The organism is Pseudoduganella sp. HUAS MS19 (assembly GCF_053615455.1).
In genome coordinates, this window is sequence record NZ_CM132133.1 from 5241722 (window position 1) to 5258290 (window position 16569).

General features: G+C 63.2%; 15 protein-coding genes and 1 tRNA gene. 8 read left to right on the forward strand and 8 right to left on the reverse strand.

The annotated features are described in order from the left end of the window. Position 1: 1 nt before the first annotated feature. The gene (locus ACWBU6_RS24010) at positions 2–2230 is read right to left on the reverse strand and encodes a hypothetical protein (protein WP_452645850.1); all 2229 of its coding nucleotides are present in this window, start codon (positions 2228–2230) and stop codon (positions 2–4) included. Then, positions 2227–2985, reverse strand: coding sequence for a hypothetical protein (locus ACWBU6_RS24015; RefSeq protein ID WP_452645851.1), 759 nt, complete (start codon positions 2983–2985; stop codon positions 2227–2229). The genes ACWBU6_RS24010 and ACWBU6_RS24015 overlap by 4 nt, the downstream gene beginning before the upstream one ends. A gap of 116 nt (positions 2986–3101) precedes the next feature. Between ACWBU6_RS24015 and ACWBU6_RS24020 the strand changes: the two genes are divergently transcribed. Beyond that, positions 3102–4115 carry a MerR family transcriptional regulator gene (locus tag ACWBU6_RS24020; protein WP_452645852.1) on the forward strand — a complete coding sequence of 338 codons (1014 nt, stop codon included), beginning with the start codon at positions 3102–3104 and terminating at the stop codon, positions 4113–4115. Positions 4116–4172: 57 nt separating this feature from the next. Here ACWBU6_RS24020 and ACWBU6_RS24025 read toward each other — a convergent pair. After that, a tRNA-Met gene (locus ACWBU6_RS24025) sits at positions 4173–4249 on the reverse strand. A gap of 124 nt (positions 4250–4373) precedes the next feature. Here ACWBU6_RS24025 and ACWBU6_RS24030 point away from each other — a divergent pair. The 3 genes from ACWBU6_RS24030 to ACWBU6_RS24040 are packed head-to-tail and all read left to right on the forward strand — an operon-like array spanning position 4374 to position 6435. Further along, the gene (locus ACWBU6_RS24030) at positions 4374–4952 is read left to right on the forward strand and encodes an NUDIX hydrolase (protein ID WP_452645853.1); all 579 of its coding nucleotides are present in this window, start codon (positions 4374–4376) and stop codon (positions 4950–4952) included. Continuing rightward, a complete protein-coding gene (gene aat, locus ACWBU6_RS24035) occupies positions 4949–5656 on the forward strand; it encodes a leucyl/phenylalanyl-tRNA--protein transferase (protein ID WP_452645854.1) in 708 nt (235 codons plus the stop codon). The genes ACWBU6_RS24030 and aat overlap by 4 nt, the downstream gene beginning before the upstream one ends. A 26-nt stretch (positions 5657–5682) precedes the next feature. Beyond that, the gene (locus ACWBU6_RS24040) at positions 5683–6435 is read left to right on the forward strand and encodes an arginyltransferase (RefSeq protein WP_452645855.1); all 753 of its coding nucleotides are present in this window, start codon (positions 5683–5685) and stop codon (positions 6433–6435) included. Here ACWBU6_RS24040 and ACWBU6_RS24045 read toward each other — a convergent pair. Then, on the reverse strand, positions 6401–7714 hold the full coding sequence (locus ACWBU6_RS24045; protein ID WP_452645856.1) for an amidohydrolase: 1314 nt from the start codon (positions 7712–7714) through the stop codon (positions 6401–6403). The genes ACWBU6_RS24040 and ACWBU6_RS24045 overlap by 35 nt on opposite strands. Before the next feature lie 60 nt (positions 7715–7774). Between ACWBU6_RS24045 and ACWBU6_RS24050 the strand changes: the two genes are divergently transcribed. The 4 genes from ACWBU6_RS24050 (at position 7775) to ACWBU6_RS24065 (ending at position 12706) form a co-directional block, all read left to right on the forward strand. Then, on the forward strand, positions 7775–8815 hold the full coding sequence (locus ACWBU6_RS24050) for a quinone-dependent dihydroorotate dehydrogenase (protein WP_452645857.1): 1041 nt from the start codon (positions 7775–7777) through the stop codon (positions 8813–8815). Between the two features lie 2 nt (positions 8816–8817). After that, positions 8818–9864 carry an aldo/keto reductase gene (locus tag ACWBU6_RS24055; protein WP_452645858.1) on the forward strand — a complete coding sequence of 349 codons (1047 nt, stop codon included), beginning with the start codon at positions 8818–8820 and terminating at the stop codon, positions 9862–9864. Positions 9865–9950: 86 nt separating this feature from the next. Continuing rightward, on the forward strand, positions 9951–10862 hold the full coding sequence (locus ACWBU6_RS24060) for an alpha/beta hydrolase family esterase (RefSeq protein ID WP_452645859.1): 912 nt from the start codon (positions 9951–9953) through the stop codon (positions 10860–10862). A gap of 179 nt (positions 10863–11041) precedes the next feature. Further along, on the forward strand, positions 11042–12706 hold the full coding sequence (locus tag ACWBU6_RS24065; RefSeq protein ID WP_452645860.1) for a methyl-accepting chemotaxis protein: 1665 nt from the start codon (positions 11042–11044) through the stop codon (positions 12704–12706). A gap of 6 nt (positions 12707–12712) precedes the next feature. Here the strand turns inward: ACWBU6_RS24065 and ACWBU6_RS24070 are convergent, their stop codons facing one another. The 4 genes from ACWBU6_RS24070 to cysT are packed head-to-tail and all read right to left on the reverse strand — an operon-like array spanning position 12713 to position 16395. After that, positions 12713–13645, reverse strand: a complete 933-nt coding sequence (locus ACWBU6_RS24070) for a CysB family HTH-type transcriptional regulator (RefSeq protein ID WP_452645861.1) — start codon at positions 13643–13645, stop codon at positions 12713–12715. Then, positions 13642–14706 (reverse strand): sulfate/molybdate ABC transporter ATP-binding protein, encoded by a 1065-nt coding sequence (locus ACWBU6_RS24075; RefSeq protein ID WP_452645862.1) that lies wholly within the window; start codon positions 14704–14706, stop codon positions 13642–13644. Before ACWBU6_RS24075 ends, ACWBU6_RS24070 begins: the two co-directional genes overlap by 4 nt. Position 14707: 1 nt before the next feature. Further along, entirely contained in the window at positions 14708–15592 is an 885-nt protein-coding gene (gene cysW, locus ACWBU6_RS24080; protein WP_452645863.1) for a sulfate ABC transporter permease subunit CysW, read from the reverse strand. Continuing rightward, positions 15589–16395 (reverse strand): sulfate ABC transporter permease subunit CysT, encoded by an 807-nt coding sequence (gene cysT, locus ACWBU6_RS24085; protein WP_452649615.1) that lies wholly within the window; start codon positions 16393–16395, stop codon positions 15589–15591. Before cysT ends, cysW begins: the two co-directional genes overlap by 4 nt. Positions 16396–16569 lie beyond the last annotated feature (174 nt).

The following is a 16569-nucleotide window of genomic DNA, read 5'->3' on the forward strand; positions in this document are numbered from 1 at the left end:
CTCAATAATAGTATTTGGTGTTGCGCGCCCAGTCGCTCTTCGGGTACAGCTTGTGCAGCATGGTGAAGGCCTGTTTCGAATAGCGGGAGCGCAAATCCCATGTTTCCTGGGGAACCTCGCCCCAAGGGCATTCACGCCGCATCGATTTGACCAGGAAGTGCAGCGCTTTCGGCGCCTCTTCGTCGTTCGGCTTGGCCGACGCCCAGGCCATCAGGGCCGGCGCCAGGTATGTCGAGCGCAGCGACAACTGCCGCAAGTCTTGTTGCTCCCGCTCGGCCGCCGCCAGTTGTTCCTGGCTCAGGAAGCGCGGCGCTGGGGCCAGTCTCCCTTCCATGCCGATCGGGTTGCAGGCGGCGTCACTGCCAACGCCTGCTTTGCTGACTACCTGCGGCCTTAACTCCGGCGTATTCACCAGGATCAATGCGCCGGCCAGCTTGCGCTCGGCACCGCTGGCTGCCTTGCGATAGCGCGCGTACAGGTGCGCTGTGGTCTTGCGCCCTTCCGCGACGCCATCCAGCAGGGACAGCGCTGTCGCTTCATCGTTGGCGATCAATGCGCGCGTGAACATGGTTTCACGCAGCTCCGTCTTCCATGCCGGCAGCAAGGCGGGATGCTCGTACAGCGCTTTCAGGCTCGCCATTGGCAGGTAGCGGTTCACCGCCAGCCGGAAATCGTCGTCGGTGCCTTCGGGTACTTTTGCCGCGTCATCGACCGGACCGCCCCGCTCGACCGGATCAGGCAGACGGCGCCCGGCCTTGACGAAGCCGTCCAGTGTCCCTGCCGTCAACATCTTCAGTGCCATGAAGCGATTGCTGGTTGCGGCCGACATGGACTTACCCTGTGCCGCCAGGACGCGGTCGATATCCTTGTCGGCTTGCGCCTGTCGGTTTTCCGCTACCGCCAGGCGGGCCAGGTTGTACTGCATGGTCTGGTATAGCGGATGGCTGGCCGGAACGGCGGCAGCGGCTTTGCGTTCTGCGTCGCTGAGGTCACCCGCCTTGCCCAGCGTAAGCAGGGGCGCCAGCCACAAGGGGTCTCCCAGCTTTTGCCAGTTCTGCCGGGCCACGTCCAGGGACTGCTTGCGCCGCGCCTTCGTTTCGGGCGTGTCGTTACTGTCATGGAAATCCGCCGAGTCGCCCTGCATGCTGCCGATCCACGCAGTCAGCGGTTCCTTGGCGGCGATCATCTCGCTGCGCGGCAGCTTGTCCAGCAACATCAGATAGTCGCTCAGTATCGATGGCGTATCCGCGCTGAAAGGCTCCTGCTCGAGGCGGCGCGCCAGCGCTTTCACCTGCGCCGCTGGATCGAGGCGCGCATCGACCAGCAGCATCATTTTCCGGGCCGGCGCGTAGCTCGGCGCCAATGCTTCCAGCTCCTGGCGCGCCTGCTTGAAGTTGGCCACGCGCTTGTCCTGCGCTTCCTCGTCGTGCAGTGTGGCGCTGCGAATCAGGCAGCGTGCGGCCAGGTAGGCGCCCAGCGGCTGCCAGGGCGACGAGGCATCTTGTGCCACTGCCTGGAACTGGCGGCGCGCGGCGTCGAGATTACCTGAATAGAAATTGGCTGCTGCCTCCTGGTAGGCACGGTCTGCTTTCAGCCATGCAGGGGCATCGCCTGGAATGGCAGGCGGCAAAACCGCTGTCGCAGGGCCGTCCTGTACGCGGCAATTGGCAAATACCGCGTCCTGCCCTTCCAGCCAGGCCTTGAACCACTGGTCAGGCTTGCCGCCCGGCCCCATTTGCGCACGCGCCTTGGCAGTGGCGGCGGCACGCCGCAAGGCATCGGCATGGCAATTCACGTAGTTGCCCCAATAGTCGGAGCCGGTGATTTCGATACTTACTTCGGCCGGCAAGCCCACTTGCTGCGCAAGCGGCGCGCGCGCCTTGAACCAGTCACCGCTGCCATTCTTTTCGGCATTCGCGACGTAGTCCCACGAACGGTGGCCTTCCCCCACGTGCCAATCCCGGACCTTCAGCGCAGCGACTTGCGACGGGTTGATGCCACGGCCATTGGCCGCCTGGTAAGCGAGATACAGGTACACCCGCCAATAACTGCTGGACAGCACGCCAAGGTTGCCTGCCGCGTATTTGGGCAGCGCGCGCGGCGCCACCATGAATTCATTGGCGTAAAGGTTGTAATTGAAGCCGTCGCCACCGCTCGGGAGCGCATATTGCGGGAGAGCGACTAACGCGGCGGCGACTGCAAGCTTGCGCAGCTTGGGGAATCGTTTCATGGAGCGTGTACCTTGATTGGTGAATGGAGGGCCTGCCATTGCGCGGCCGTCCAGGATCGGGGTGAAAAATAGTAGCTGCGCGGAGCCAGGCGCCGCAGGCGCGGCTCATCGGTCGCATAGCCTACCGCCTGGCGGCAATAAGGCTGGCTGAATCCTTGCCAGCGCAGGCGCTGGCGAAGCTCGTGCTGTTGCTGCCCCATGCGAAATGCCATCGGCACCACTTCGTCGGCCATGCCTTCGGCCAGCCAGGCATCGTCGAGGCACCACGATGCCAGCGCAGTGACCGACAATGCCACTTCGGGCGGCAGGCTGCGGCGGATGGCGGCAATGGTGCGGGCCAGGAATGGCCGCTGCGAGCGACGCACTTCGAAATCGAGTTGCACGACCTGCCGGTTGGCGCCTGGAGCAATGCGCAGCAGTTCCGTCACGATGGCCTGCATCTGCGCTTCATTCAACGCCGGCGGCTCGCGCCCGGACATGTCTACGTGCAGTACCGGCACGCGTGCGGTGGCTGGCTCCACCAGCAGGCGCGCCGTACGCGGACGCACCAGCGCCTCCTCGCCCCGCAGCAGGATGCTCGATGCGACAAACGCCACGCCGGCATCGCCGGGCAGCCAGCGCAAATCCTCCGCCCGCTCCCAGGCCCAGGCCATCTGGAGCGGCAACAGTGCCAGCGCGGGATGCGCATTGGGCACCCGGCTGCTATCGGCGCGGGCCAGCAGCAGGATGGCGATAAGTAAAAGCAAACGTTGCATGTCCAGCATCATAATGGATGGATCGCTTACCATCACGTTTTTGCACGCAACGCTTGACCCTGACCTGACGTCAGGCTCCAGCATGGCGCCAACGTAACGAAGACAAGGAGCACAGCATGATGTTGAAAGTAGGTGAACTGGCGCGCCGCTCGGGCCTGACCGTGCGCACCCTGCACCATTACGACAGCATCGGCTTGCTCAAGCCTTCGGGACGTTCCGCTGCCGGCTACCGCCTCTACAACCGCGACGATGTGGCCCGCCTGCACCAGGTGCAGGCCCTGCGCCGTTTCGGCATGGCGCTGGCCGACATCGGTCAATTCCTGGCCAAGCCAGGCGCTTCCCTGCCCGACCTGATTGCGCGCCAGATCGATGCGCTCGACCAGCAAATCGCCGAGGCGGCCAAGCTGCGTGGGCTGCTGACGGCCCTGCGCGGGAAACTGCTGGCCGGGGAGGCGCCGGAATTGGCCAGTTGGCTAACCACACTGGAGCAAATGACGATGTACGACAAATATTTTACCCAGGAAGAACTGGCGCAACTGCCCATCCTGACCGATCCTGCCGCGCGCGACGAGTGGCTACCCCTGGTTGAGGCAGTGCAGCAGAAAATGGCGGCCGGCGTCGCGCCTGCCGATCCCGCGGTGCAAACGCTGGCGGAGCAATGGATGGCGACATTCAGCCGCCAGGCCGGTCACAGCCGCGAGATGATGGTGCGCCTCGATACCATGTGGACGCGCGAGGAAGCCTACCGCAAGGAGGCCGGCGTTACCGTCGAGATGCGCAATTACATCGCGGCGGCAAGCGGCCAAAGCAATCTGGCGCTGTACGCCAAATACTTGCGGCCGGAGGAAGTGGCGGCCATGCACAAGCATTTCCAGACCCGCGTCCACGAATGGCCGGCATTGATCAGCGAAATCCGCGAGCAAATGGCTGCCAATCGCTCGCCTTTGGCGCCGCAAGCACATGCCTTGGCACAGCGCTGGTTTGAGCTGTTCACCGATATGGTCGGCAATGCGCCCGGGGTGCGCGAACGCTTCCGCCAAGCCATCGAAAGCGAACCGGCCCTGAGCGCGGGCCGCATGATGTCGGATGAAGTGCTGGATTTCCTGCGCCAGGCGCACGCTGCGGCGTAAACAGGCGAAAAAAAACCGTCATCGCAAGGCTGCTGATGACGGTTTTCTTCGGAATTCTGGTTGCGGGGACAGGATTTGAACCTGTGACCTTCGGGTTATGAGCCCGACGAGCTGCCAGACTGCTCCACCCCGCGTCTGATGCGAGTATTATAGGGCGTCTCGCCAATTTAGGCAATATTTATCCCACTCGTTCTTACGATAGCTCGAATATATTTCGCTGAATTCCGGCAACGGGCCGTTCGGTGTACAGTAAACATTATGAAATTTTGCTCAGAATGCGCCCACCCTGTTGAGTTGATGGTGCCGGCCGGTGACAACCGGCCGCGTTATGTTTGCGTCAACTGTTCTGCGATTCATTATCAAAATCCCAAGATGGTGATCGGCACGGTCCCGGTCTGGGAGCGCGACGGTCAATTGCAGGTTCTGTTATGCAAGCGCGCCATCGAACCGCGCCGCGGTTTCTGGACCTTGCCGGCGGGCTTCATGGAAAACAATGAAACCACGGCTGAAGCGGCCCAGCGCGAGACCGAGGAAGAAGCCGGCGCCAATATCGACCTGGGCCAGTTGTACACCCTGCTCAACGTGCCGCGCGTGCACCAGGTGCATATGTTCTACCTGGCGACCTTGCGCGACCTGGAGTTTGCGCCGGGCGAAGAAAGCCTCGACGTCAGGATGTTCACGGAAGCGGAAATCCCTTGGGATGACCTGGCCTTTCCGACCATCCGCACCACGCTGGAATGCTTTTTCGCCGACCGCGCCAGGATGCGCGAAGGCGGCAGCTACGGTTTCCACACCCAGGATATCACCCAGCCCATGCGCCAGCCGTCCGACACATGATTCCCTGGCTCGACGTCAATACGCCCTTCCCCGACGTCTCCGAAGCCCTGACCACGGACGCGCCGGGCCTGCTGGCTGCCGGCGCTGACTTATCGCCGAAGCGGCTGCTGGCCGCTTACCAGCGCGGCATCTTCCCATGGTTTTCGGAGGGGCAGCCCATCCTGTGGTGGAGCACCGACCCGCGCATGGTGCTGCGCACTGCCGACTTCAAGATTTCCGACAGCCTGCGCAAGACGCTGAAGAAGATTGCCCGCGACGGCGAGCGCTGGGAAGTGCGTTTCGACAGCGCCTTTGAACAGGTGATGCGCGCCTGCGCCGCGCCACGGCGCGACGGCCCCGGCACCTGGATTTCGGAAGACATCATTGCCGGCTACACCGGCCTGCACCGCCAGGGCTTCGCCCATTCTTCCGAACTGTGGCTGGACGGCGAGCTGGTGGGTGGTGCTTACGGCGTCTCCATCGGCACCATGTTTTACGGCGAATCGATGTTTGCGCGCGTCACCGACGGTTCCAAGGTAGCGCTGGCTTACCTCGTGCATTTCCTGCGGCAGCACGGCGTGGCGCTGATCGATTGCCAGCAAGAGACCGGCCACCTGGCCTCGCTGGGCGCGCGGCCCATTCCGCGCAAAGAGTTCATCGCGCACTTGCAGGCGAGTATTGTGATGCCCCAGATACGCGATTGGTGCCCTATCGCACCGTTTTAGGCCGCGGACGCGTTATGATATGAACCATGACGCAGCTTAACGACCTTCCATTCGCAACGTTGCAGTTTTATACAACGGCGCCTTACCCGTGCAGCTACCTTGATGCACGTCAGGCCCGCTCGCAGGTGGCAACGCCGTCGCACCTGATCAACGCCGACGTGTACTCGGAACTGGTGAAGAACGGCTTCCGCCGCAGCGGCATCTTTACTTATCGTCCATATTGCGACGGCTGCCAGGCCTGCATCCCGGTGCGCGTGGTGGCCGGCGGTTTCACCCCGACGCGCGGCCAGCGCCGGGCCTGGGCGCGCCACTGCAAGCTGGAAGCCGGCGTGGCCAGCCTGTCCTTCTCGGACGAGCATTACGATCTTTACCTGCGCTACCAGAGCACGCGCCACGCAGGCGGCGGCATGGACCAGGATTCACGCGACCAGTATGCCCAATTCCTGCTGCAAAGCCGGGTCAATACGCGCCTGGTGGAGTTCCGCGAACCGGGCGGCACGCTCCGCATGGTGTCCATCATCGACGTGCTGTCGGATGGCCTGTCGTCGGTCTACACCTTCTTCGACCCGGACGTGCCGGGTGCTTCCTTCGGCACCTATAACGTGATGTGGCAGATCGCGCAGGCGCATGAACTGGGACTCGACTTCGTCTACCTGGGCTACTGGATCGAAGACAGCCCGAAAATGAACTACAAAATCAAGTTCCAGCCCCTGCAGGCGCGCATCAAGGGCGTGTGGGGCCCGCTCACTTCCTCATCAGGTCCAGCAGTGCAACCGTAGTCGCCAGCACGCCGGTCTGGATCGACTTCTCGGCATCGGCGCGGAACAGCGGGCTGTGGTTGTAGGCAAGCGTGGCCTTGCCGGTGCGCGCCGCTTCCACCTGCGCGGCCGGCGTGCCGCCCACCATGAAATACACGCTCGGAATGCCCTGGCCGTAAATGAAATGGGCATAGTCTTCCCCCACCATGCTGCCGCGCTGGTAACCCTTGTCGAAAATGCCCTCGCCCAGCTTGCTTGACCAGACGCTGCGCAGGCGCTGCAGCATGGCCTTGTCGTTCAGGGTCGGTGGCACCGGGCGGTCGGTGTGGCGGATTTCCGGCAACTTGTCTTCCGGTACGCCTGCTGCACGCGCTGTGTTCTCAGCCACGCGCTTGATACCGTCCAGCAGCCTGGCGCGCGCCTCGTCGCTTTCGGAGCGCACGGTCAGTTCCAGGCGCGCCGTATCGCTGATCACATTGCCCTTGGTGCCGGCATGGAAGGAGCCGACGGTGATCAGGGCCGCTTCGCGCGGCGCGATATCGCGCGTGACGACGGTTTGCAGCGCCAGCACGATCTGCGACGCGATCACGACCGGGTCCTTGCCGGTATGCGGGCTGGCGCCGTGGGTACCAACGCCGTGCACCACGATTTCCATCAGGTCCGCGCCGGAGAACGGCGCTTCGCTGGCGTCGATCTTGCCGGCTTCGATATCGGCGCCCACGTGTAGCGCCAACGCATAATCGGGCTTGCCGAAACGTTTGTAGATGCCGTCGGCCATCATGTCGAGCGCACCGCCGGTACGCTCCTCCGCAGGCTGGCCAACCAGCATCAGCGTGCCTTTCCAGTCACCCTTGCGCGCGGCCATCTGGTGGGCGGTGCCCACCAGGCTGGTCATGTGCACGTCGTGGCCGCAAGCATGCATCACCGGCACCAGGTTGCCGCTCGCGTCCTTGACCTTCACCCTGGAGGCGTTCGGCGCATCGGACTTCTCTTCCACCGGCAGCGCGTCCATGTCGGCGCGCACCATCACGGTCGGGCCTTTGCCATTGCGCAGGATGGCCACCAGGCCGGTCTTGCCGATGCCTTCCGTTACCTCGAAACCTGCCGCACGCAACTCCCTGGCCATGCGCGCGGCGGTCTGCACTTCCATGTAGGACAGCTCCGGGTTGGCGTGCAGGTGGTTGAACAGGGGCTCGAGGCTGGCTTTGTAGTCGCTCGCGATGGCGGCGGCGAGCTGGTTTTCGGCGGCAATGGCAGGCAGGGAAAGGCAGGCCAGCAAGGCAAGTCCAGGCTTGATCACGGAAGGTCCTCCAGGGGGCGCAGTGTAAAATGCTACAAAATACACCAAAGCTGCCCACAAATGTCCGATAAATTCCTGTACACCCTCGCCCGCCCCATCCTGTTCTCGATGGACGCGGAATCGGCCCACCATTTCACCCTGCCGGCATTGAAGCGCCTGTCCGCACTGGGCCTGACGCGCGCCATGGTGCGCCGCCCGAAAGACGATCCGCGCACCGTCATGGGCCTGACCTTCCGCAATCCGGTCGGCCTGGCCGCCGGCCTGGACAAGGATGGCGCCTTCATCGATGCGCTGGCCGACCTGGGCTTCGGCTCCATCGAAGTGGGCACCGTGACTCCGCGCGCCCAGCCGGGCAACCCGAAGCCGCGCATGTTCCGCATCCCCGCTGCGCACGGCATCATCAACCGCATGGGCTTCAATAACGGCGGTGTCGACGCCTTCGTGGCCAATGTACAGTCCTCGCGCTTCTACCAGAACCGCGAGGGCGTGCTGGGCCTGAACATCGGCAAGAACGCCGACACGCCAATCGAGCGCGCGGTGGACGATTACCTGCACTGCCTGGACAAGGTCTATCCATATGCCAGCTATGTCACCGTCAACATCTCCTCGCCAAACACCAAGAACCTGCGCCAGCTGCAGGGTGCTTCGGAAGTCGATGGCCTGCTGTCGCAACTGAAGGAGGCGCAACTGCGCCTGGCCGACCAGCACAAGCGCTACGTGCCGATGACGCTGAAGATCGCGCCTGACATGGATGGCGACCAGGTGAAGAACATCGCCGACGCCCTGCTGCGCCACAAGATCGATGGCGTGATCGCCACCAACACGACCCTGAGCCGCACGGCGGTGGAAGGCATGCAGCATGGCGCGGAAGCCGGCGGCCTGTCCGGCGCGCCGGTGTTCGAACTGTCGAACAACGTGATCCGCCTGCTGAAGGCGGAACTGGGCGACGCCCTGCCGATCATCGGCGTGGGCGGCATCATGCAGGGCAAGGATGCCAAGGCCAAGATCGAAGCCGGCGCGCAGCTGGTGCAGCTCTATTCCGGCCTGATTTACGCCGGCCCGGCCCTGGTGCGCGATTGCGCCGACGCGCTGCGAGGCTAAGCGTGGAAAAGATCGCCCTTGGCCGCAGCGACCTGAAGGTCAGCAGGATCTGCCTCGGCACGATGACCTTCGGCCAGCAAAATAGCGAAGCCGATGCGCACGCCCAGCTCGATGTTGCGCTCGAGCGCGGCATCAACTTCATCGACACCGCCGAGCTGTACCCGGTGATGCCGTCCGCTGCGACGCAGGGCGATACCGAACGCTTCATCGGCACCTGGCTGAAAAAGTCCGGCCGCCGTGCCGACGTGGTGCTGGCGACCAAGATTGCAGGCCCGAATCCGTACATGCACTGGATCCGCAAGGGCAAGAGCAACCACAATGCGGCCAATATCCGCGCCGCGGTGGAAACCAGCCTGCAGCGCCTGCAGACCGATGTCATCGACCTGTACCAGCTGCACTGGCCAAGCCGCAATGTCCCGATCTTCGGCGCCAGCCGGTTCGACCCCGACAAGGAGCGCCACAGCATCGCCATCGAGGAAACGCTGGCCGTGCTCGGTGAGCTGATCAAGGAAGGCAAAATCCGCCACATCGGCGTATCGAACGAAAGCAGCTGGGGAGTGTCCGAATTCGTCAAGCAGGCCGAGATGAAGGGCCTACCGCGCATTGCCACCATCCAGAACCTGTACAACCTGACGGCGCGCCATTTCGAGACCAGCTTCCTGGACGAGACCTGCTTCCGCGAGCAAGTCAGCCTGATGGCCTATAGCCCGCTGGCGTTCGGCCAGCTCACCGCCAAGTATCTCGATGATCCGAAAGCGCACGGCCGCCTGACGATCTTCCCGCCGTCCTGGAGCCCGCGCTACCTGCGCCAGGGGGTGCTGGATGCTGTGGCGCAGTACGCCAGGCTGGCGCGCGACAACGGCATGACGCCGGCCCAGCTCGCGCTGGCTTGGTGTTATTCACGCTGGTTCGTCGCCTCCACCATCATCGGCGCCACCACGCTGGCGCAGCTCCGGGAAAACATCGACGCCTTCGATGTCCGCCTGTCACCGGAAGTCGTGGCAGCAGTCGACGCGATCCACGCCAAACTGCCCAATCCCGGCCAGTAAGCGCTCGCGCCGGAACAGTCCTTTTCACAGTTTCTTCACGGGCGCTGCCCTAAGCTGGGTGTTCCACCACTGCGTTAGGGCAAACCATGAAAAAACTGTTCGCACTTGTCATTCTCTGCGTCTCCGCCACTGCCTCGGCGCAGGAGCAGAGGCTCGTTCACCAGGACGTCAAACGAAAATACATTGTCTACACCCCGGCGTCCTACGCAAGCAGGCCACAGCAACAATTCCCCGTGGTGGTCAATTACCATGGTGGCGGAATGACGATGCGCGAACAGATGCTCTATACGCAGATGAATCGGACGGCCGACCGCGAAAACTTCATCGCGGTTTACCCGCAAGGCATCAAGCAGGATTGGAACGTCAATTTCGAACGCGAGAATAAGGATGGCAGCGACGACATCGGTTTCACTGAAGCGATGCTGGCCAAACTGGCGCAGGAGTACCGCATCGACCGCAGCCGCATCTATGCAACCGGCCTGTCACGAGGCGGCTTTTTTAGCCTGCGTATCGCCGCTGAACTGCCGCACCTGTTTGCGGCAGTGGCGGCGGTGGGCGCGACAACGCCGCAATCGCTTGTCGACCAGGCCGTAAAACGCGGCAACGCCGGACAGGCCGGCACGGTTGGCATCATGCACCTGCTCGGCACTGCCGACGAGATCGTGGCCTTCGGCGGCAAGCAAGGCAGCTATCTTTCAGCCGCAGATTCGTATCATTTCTGGCTAAGGAACAACGGGATCGTCGACGCTAGCGCGAAACAGCGCAGTATCGACAACGACAAGCACGACGACACCGAGGTGGCCTTCCTCGAGCAGAGCCGGGATGGCGTCGGCGTGGCATTGGTCACGGTCAGCAACGGCGGCCATACCTGGGCCGGAGCAGACGCTTTCAACGTTGGTCTGCCGCTCGGAAAAACCACGCGCGAGATCGAGGCCAATAGCGTGATCTGGGAGTTCCTTGCCCGGCACCGCAAACAAGCGCCAACCGGCGGTCAATAAACCACAATCTCACCAATTCCCACTTGCCTGTCCGAACCCTTGTTGGTAGCATCGTGGCTCCAGGGTGTCCGCCTTGCCGGCCCCCAGCCTGCCCTGGTCCACAGCCGCCCCACCCTTGCGGTATTACTACTCCCACACCAAGAACTTTGCTTGCGCCTGCGCGCAGGCTGGAGCCGTGCATGCTGAACAACCTGACAATCAAAACCCGCCTGGTGGCTGTCCTGGCAATCCTTTGCGTCACCATGACGATCATCGGTACGGCCGGCATCGCCAGCCTGTCCAAGTCCAATGCATCTTTGCAAACCGTGTACGAAGACCGCCTGGTCGCCTTGGGCATGCTGCAGGAAGTGATCCGCACCATCAACCGCAACCAGCTTACGGTTGCCAAGGCTGTCAGCGACGATCCCGCCCGCCTGCCGGAAGCAGTCAAGGCAGTGGAAGAAGCGCGGGCTAAGGCAAGCAAGGTATGGCAGGAGTACGCGCTAACGAAGCTGACGCCCGAAGAAAAAGTCCTGGTTGACCGCTTCGTTGCAGCGCGTACCGCCTTCCTCGATGAAGGCCTGAATCCGGCCATCGAGGCCGCGCGTTCGGCCGACGTTGAAAAGATGAAGAATCTGTTGCACGGCCGCATGAATGAACGATACCTGGCCGTGCGCGAAGTCATGAACCAGTTGATCCAGCTCCAAATGGATGTAGGCAAGCAGGAATACGAGGCTTCGCAAGCGAGCTACGCCAGCTTCCGCCTGCTCGCTTCCGGCTTGCTGGCCGGTGGCCTGGCGTTGGCAGCAGGCATAGGCTGGTGGCTGGTGCGCAGCATTACCGTGCCATTGAATCGCGCCGTCCGCATCGCACAAGGCGTTGCGGCGGGCGACCTGACGCAGCAGATCGAGGCCGGCTCGCAGGACGAAACCGGAAAACTGCTGTCTGCCCTGCGCGAGATGAATAGCAGCCTGGCCGGCATTGTCGGCGATGTGCGCCAAGCAACCGACTCCATTACGACAGCGTCCTCCGAAATCGCCAGCGGCAACCTGGATTTGTCGTCGCGCACCGAACAGCAAGCCAGTTCGCTGGAGGAAACCGCCTCGTCGATGGAGGAGCTGACTTCGACCGTGCGCCAGAATGCCGACAATGCCCGGCAGGCCAACCAGTTGGCCGACAATGCATCCACCGTGGCGCGGCGCGGCGGCGACGTGGTGTCGCAGGTCGTGGACAAGATGAGCGCCATCAACGAATCGGCCTACAAGATCGTAGAGATCATTTCGGTGATCGACGGCATCGCGTTCCAGACCAATATCCTCGCTTTGAACGCGGCGGTGGAAGCGGCGCGCGCCGGCGAACAGGGGCGCGGTTTCGCGGTCGTCGCTTCGGAAGTGCGCAACCTGGCGCAACGCGCGGCCGGCGCCGCCAAGGAGATCAAGCAGCTCATCGACAGTTCGGTAGCGCAGGTGGAGGAAGGCAGCCGCCTGGCCGACCAGGCCGGGTCCACCATGCGCGAAGTGGTCGGCAGCGTGCAGCAGGTGACGGACATCATCGCCGAGATTTCCGCGGCCAGCGGCGAGCAGAGCGCCGGCATTGAGCAGATCAACGAAGCCGTCGTACAGATGGATAATGTGACGCAGCAGAACGCGGCGCTGGTGGAGCAGGCTGCTGCCGCGGCCGGCGCCTTGCAGGACCAGGCAGCGTCGCTGGCGCAGGCCGTCAGCGTATTCCGCCTGACGGCGCCGGCGCCGGCGGCGCGTGCCACCGTTACCCGGCTCAAGCCGCGCAGCGCGGCGACTGCCGCCCTGGCGCCTGTCCCCAGGCAGCGAACCGCTGCCGCCGGCGACGGTTGGGAAGAGTTCTAAGCCGGCTTAAACGGCGTCGCCGCCCTGCAAGGCGTGCTCGACTTCGGCCCGCGTCAAATCGGGAGCGAACTGCGCGATGAACTCGTAGGCATACGATCGCAGGTACGCCCCCTTGCGCAGCGCAAGCCGGGTCGTATTGGCGGCAAACAGGTGCGAAGCCTCGATGGCACGCAGCCCCTTGTCGCGGCCATGGTCGAAGGCCATCGATGCCACCAGGCCAACGCCCAGGCCCAGCGACACGTATTGCTTGATAACGTCGGAATCCATTGCGGTCAGCACGATGTCGGGGCGCACGCCGGCCTTGTCGAAGGCGGCATCGATGTGGCCACGGCCGGTGAAGCCGACGTCGTAAGTGATCAGCGGGTATTCGGCCAGGTCTTCCAGCCGGATCGGGGAACGCGTCAGCAGAGGGTGGCCATCCGGCACCACCACCAGGTGGCTCCAGCGATAGCAGGGGAAAGACACCAGGTCGGGGAACTGCGACAGGCCTTCGGTGGCAATGCCGATATCGGCCTTGCCCGACAGGACCCATTCCGCGATATGGTCGGGAGCGCTTTGCTGCAGGGCGATGCGCACATCCGGGAACTCATTGCGGAAATGCGAGACCGCCTTCGGCAGCGCGTAGCGCGCCTGGGTGTGGGTAGCGGCGATGGTCAGCGTGCCGCTTTTCTGGCCGGTGAACTCCAGGCTGGCCTGCTGCAGGTTTTCCGCTTCCACCAGCAGACGGTCGACGATCTTCAGGATGCCTTTGCCAGGCTCGGTCAGCCCGGTCAGGCGCTTGCCGTTGCGCTCGAAGATGATGACGCCAAGTTCGTCTTCCAGCTCGCGGATCTGGCGGCTCACACCAGGCTGGGACGTGAATAGGGCATTGGCCACTTCGGTCAGGTTGTAGTTGCGGCGCGCCGCTTCGCGCACGGAGCGCAGTTGCTGGAAGTTCATGCGTGTGCCCCTTCATCCACAAAGACCCGCAGGCGCTTGGGACGCACCACCAGGGTTTCACCGTCTTTCAGGTTCAGCTGGATATAGCGTTCGTTGGAAATCGTGGCTTCGATGATCTGGGCGTTGTCGGTGCGCTCCAGGTCGAGCTGGGCCAGCGGGCCGATCGCGTGGGCACGGCGCAGCTTGACCACGATGCCTTCCGCGCCCTCCACATAGCGCTCGACTTCCAGGTCGTGCGGGCGGATATAAGCTGTGCCCTTGCCGCTGCCATGGCCTTCAACATCGAATTCCACGCCGTCGCTGGCCAGCACGCCCTCATGCACGCGGCCGTGGAACACGTTGACGTTGCCGAGGAAGCCATACACAAACGGCGAGGCAGGATGGTTGTACACCTCGTCCGGCGATCCCAGTTGCTCGACGCGGCCCTTGTTCATCAGCACCACGCGGTCGGCCACTTCCAGCGCTTCCTCCTGGTCGTGCGTGACGAAGATCGAGGTCACGTGCAACTCGTCGTGCAGGCGGCGCAGCCAGCGGCGCAGCTCCTTGCGCACCTTGGCGTCCAGCGCGCCGAACGGCTCGTCCAGCAGCAGCACGCGCGGTTCGACGGCCAGGGCGCGCGCCAGGGCGATACGCTGGCGTTGGCCGCCGGACAGCTGCGGCGGATACCGGTCGGCCAGCCAGTCCAGCTGCACCAGTTCCAGCAGTTCCTTCACCTTGCGGCGGATCTGTTCTTCCGACGGACGCTCCTTGCGCGGCTTGACGCGCAGGCCGAAGGCCACGTTCTCGAACACGGTCATGTGCTTGAACAGCGCATAGTGCTGGAACACGAAGCCAACCTGGCGCTCGCGCACATGGCGGTCGGAGGCGTCGGCGCCATCCAGCAGCACCTGGCCCGAATCCGGATGTTCCAGGCCGGCGATGCAGCGCAGCAGCGTGGTCTTGCCGCAGCCCGATGGGCCCAGCAGCGCGGTCAGCTCGCCCTGCGGGAAGTCGAGCGAAACATTATCCAGGGCGACGAAGTCGCCGAAACGCTTGTTGATGTTCTTGACTGCGATCGTCATCTCAATGCTCCTTGGCGTCATCGCCGTAGTTTTCGTGCAGGCGCCATTCGATAAAGGTTTTCACTGCCAGGGTCACCAGCGCCAGCAGGGCCAGCAGCGAGGCCACGGCAAAGGCGGCGGCAAAGTTGTATTCGTTGTACAGGATCTCGACCTGCAGCGGCATGGTATTGGTCTCGCCGCGGATATGGCCTGAGACCACCGACACCGCGCCGAACTCGCCCATGGCGCGGGCGTTACACAGGATCACGCCGTACAGCAGGCCCCACTTGATATTCGGCAGGGTCACGCGGAAGAAGGTTTGCCAGCCGTTCGCGCCCAGCACCACGGCCGCTTCCTCTTCTTCGCTGCCCTGCGCCTGCATCAGCGGGATCAGTTCGCGCGCCACGAACGGGAAGGTGATGAACACGGTGGCGATCACGATACCGGGCACAGCGAACAGGATCTTGATGTCGTGCTCCGCCAGCCATGGGCCGAACCAGCCCTGGGCGCCGAACAGCAGCACATAGATCAGGCCCGAGATCACTGGCGATACCGAGAACGGCAGGTCGATCAGCGTCAGCAGCAGGCTCTTGCCGCGGAATTCAAACTTGGTGATGGCCCAGGAAGCGGCTACACCAAACACCAGGTTGAACGGCACGGCAATAGCGGCCGTCAGCAAGGTAAGCTTGATGGCAGCAATCGAATCGTCTTCCATGATGGCGCTGGCATACACGTCCCAACCCTTCTTCAGTGCTTCGGCGAACACGGCGACCAGCGGCACGAACAGGAACAGGGTCAGGAAAGTCAGCGCCACAGCGATCAGGGCGTAACGCACCCAGCGCGGCTCCAGCACATCGTGGCGTTGCGGCAGTTCTCCGCGGCGGATCGGGCTTACGGATGTGCTCATTTGGCATTCCTCCCGCGCGACCAGGCTTGCAGCAGGTTAATCGTCAGCAGCATGATGAAGGAAGCCACCAGCATGACCACGGCGATGGCAGTGGCGCCGGCGTAGTCGTATTGTTCCAGTTTGGTGATGATGAACAGCGGGGTGATCTCGGACACCAGCGGCATATTGCCGGCGATGAAAATGACCGAGCCGAATTCACCCGTGGCGCGCGCGAAAGCCAGCGCAAAACCGGTCAGCAGCGAAGGCAAGATTGTCGGGAAGACCACGCGGCGGAAAGTCTGGAAGGCCGAGGCGCCCAGGCTGGCCGCGGCTTCTTCCAGTTCGCGCTCGGCGTCTTCCAGCACCGGCTGCACGGTACGCACCACGAAAGGCAGGCCGATGAAGGTCAGCGCCACCACCACGCCCAACGGGGTAAAGGCGACCTTGAGGCCCAGCACGCCCTCGATATAGCGGCCGAACCAGCCATTGGAGGAATACAGGGCGGTCAGCGTAATGCCGGCAACCGCGGTCGGCAGCGCGAAAGGCAGGTCGACCAGCGCGTCGACAATGCGCTTGCCGGGGAATTTGTAGCGCACCAGTACCCAGGCCACGATGCCGCCGAAGAAGACATTCAGCAAGGCGCCAAGAAAGGAGGCGCCGAAAGTCAGTTTGTAGGAGGCGACCACGCGTTCCGAGGTGACGGCGCTCCAGAAGCCATCCCAGGTCATGGTGAAGGTTTTCAGGAAGATTGCCGACAGCGGGATCAGGACGATCAGCGTCAGGTACAGGATGGTGAAACCGAGCGACAGGTTAAAGCCCGGCATCACGCGGTATGGCGCTTTGCGGGCCTTGACCTCTCCTCCGAGTGCGGTTGCCGGGGTAGGCACCGATGCAGCTACTGCAGGCATGCTTGCTCCCTTATTACATTTTCGACTAACAGGAGCGCATGTTCGCATTCATGCGTTATAAACCAAACTACCCTTTTTTCATTTGCTTAG

Bases quoted from the DNA above. Each gene is read 5' to 3' on its own strand.
- ACWBU6_RS24065 (WP_452645860.1), top strand. From the start codon at position 11,042: ATGCTGAACAACCTGACAATCAAAACCCGCCTGGTGGCTGTCCTGGCA.
- ACWBU6_RS24020 (WP_452645852.1), top strand. From the start codon at position 3,102: ATGATGTTGAAAGTAGGTGAACTGGCGCGCCGCTCGGGCCTGACCGTG.
- ACWBU6_RS24075 (WP_452645862.1), bottom strand. From the start codon at position 14,706: ATGACGATCGCAGTCAAGAACATCAACAAGCGTTTCGGCGACTTCGTC.
- ACWBU6_RS24010 (WP_452645850.1), bottom strand. From the start codon at position 2,230: ATGAAACGATTCCCCAAGCTGCGCAAGCTTGCAGTCGCCGCCGCGTTA.
- aat (WP_452645854.1), top strand. From the start codon at position 4,949: ATGATTCCCTGGCTCGACGTCAATACGCCCTTCCCCGACGTCTCCGAA.
- ACWBU6_RS24050 (WP_452645857.1), top strand. From the start codon at position 7,775: ATGTCCGATAAATTCCTGTACACCCTCGCCCGCCCCATCCTGTTCTCG.
- ACWBU6_RS24015 (WP_452645851.1), bottom strand. From the start codon at position 2,985: ATGCAACGTTTGCTTTTACTTATCGCCATCCTGCTGCTGGCCCGCGCC.
- ACWBU6_RS24070 (WP_452645861.1), bottom strand. From the start codon at position 13,645: ATGAACTTCCAGCAACTGCGCTCCGTGCGCGAAGCGGCGCGCCGCAAC.
- ACWBU6_RS24060 (WP_452645859.1), top strand. From the start codon at position 9,951: ATGAAAAAACTGTTCGCACTTGTCATTCTCTGCGTCTCCGCCACTGCC.
- cysT (WP_452649615.1), bottom strand. From the start codon at position 16,395: ATGCCGGGCTTTAACCTGTCGCTCGGTTTCACCATCCTGTACCTGACG.
- ACWBU6_RS24030 (WP_452645853.1), top strand. From the start codon at position 4,374: ATGAAATTTTGCTCAGAATGCGCCCACCCTGTTGAGTTGATGGTGCCG.
- ACWBU6_RS24040 (WP_452645855.1), top strand. From the start codon at position 5,683: ATGACGCAGCTTAACGACCTTCCATTCGCAACGTTGCAGTTTTATACA.
- cysW (WP_452645863.1), bottom strand. From the start codon at position 15,592: ATGAGCACATCCGTAAGCCCGATCCGCCGCGGAGAACTGCCGCAACGC.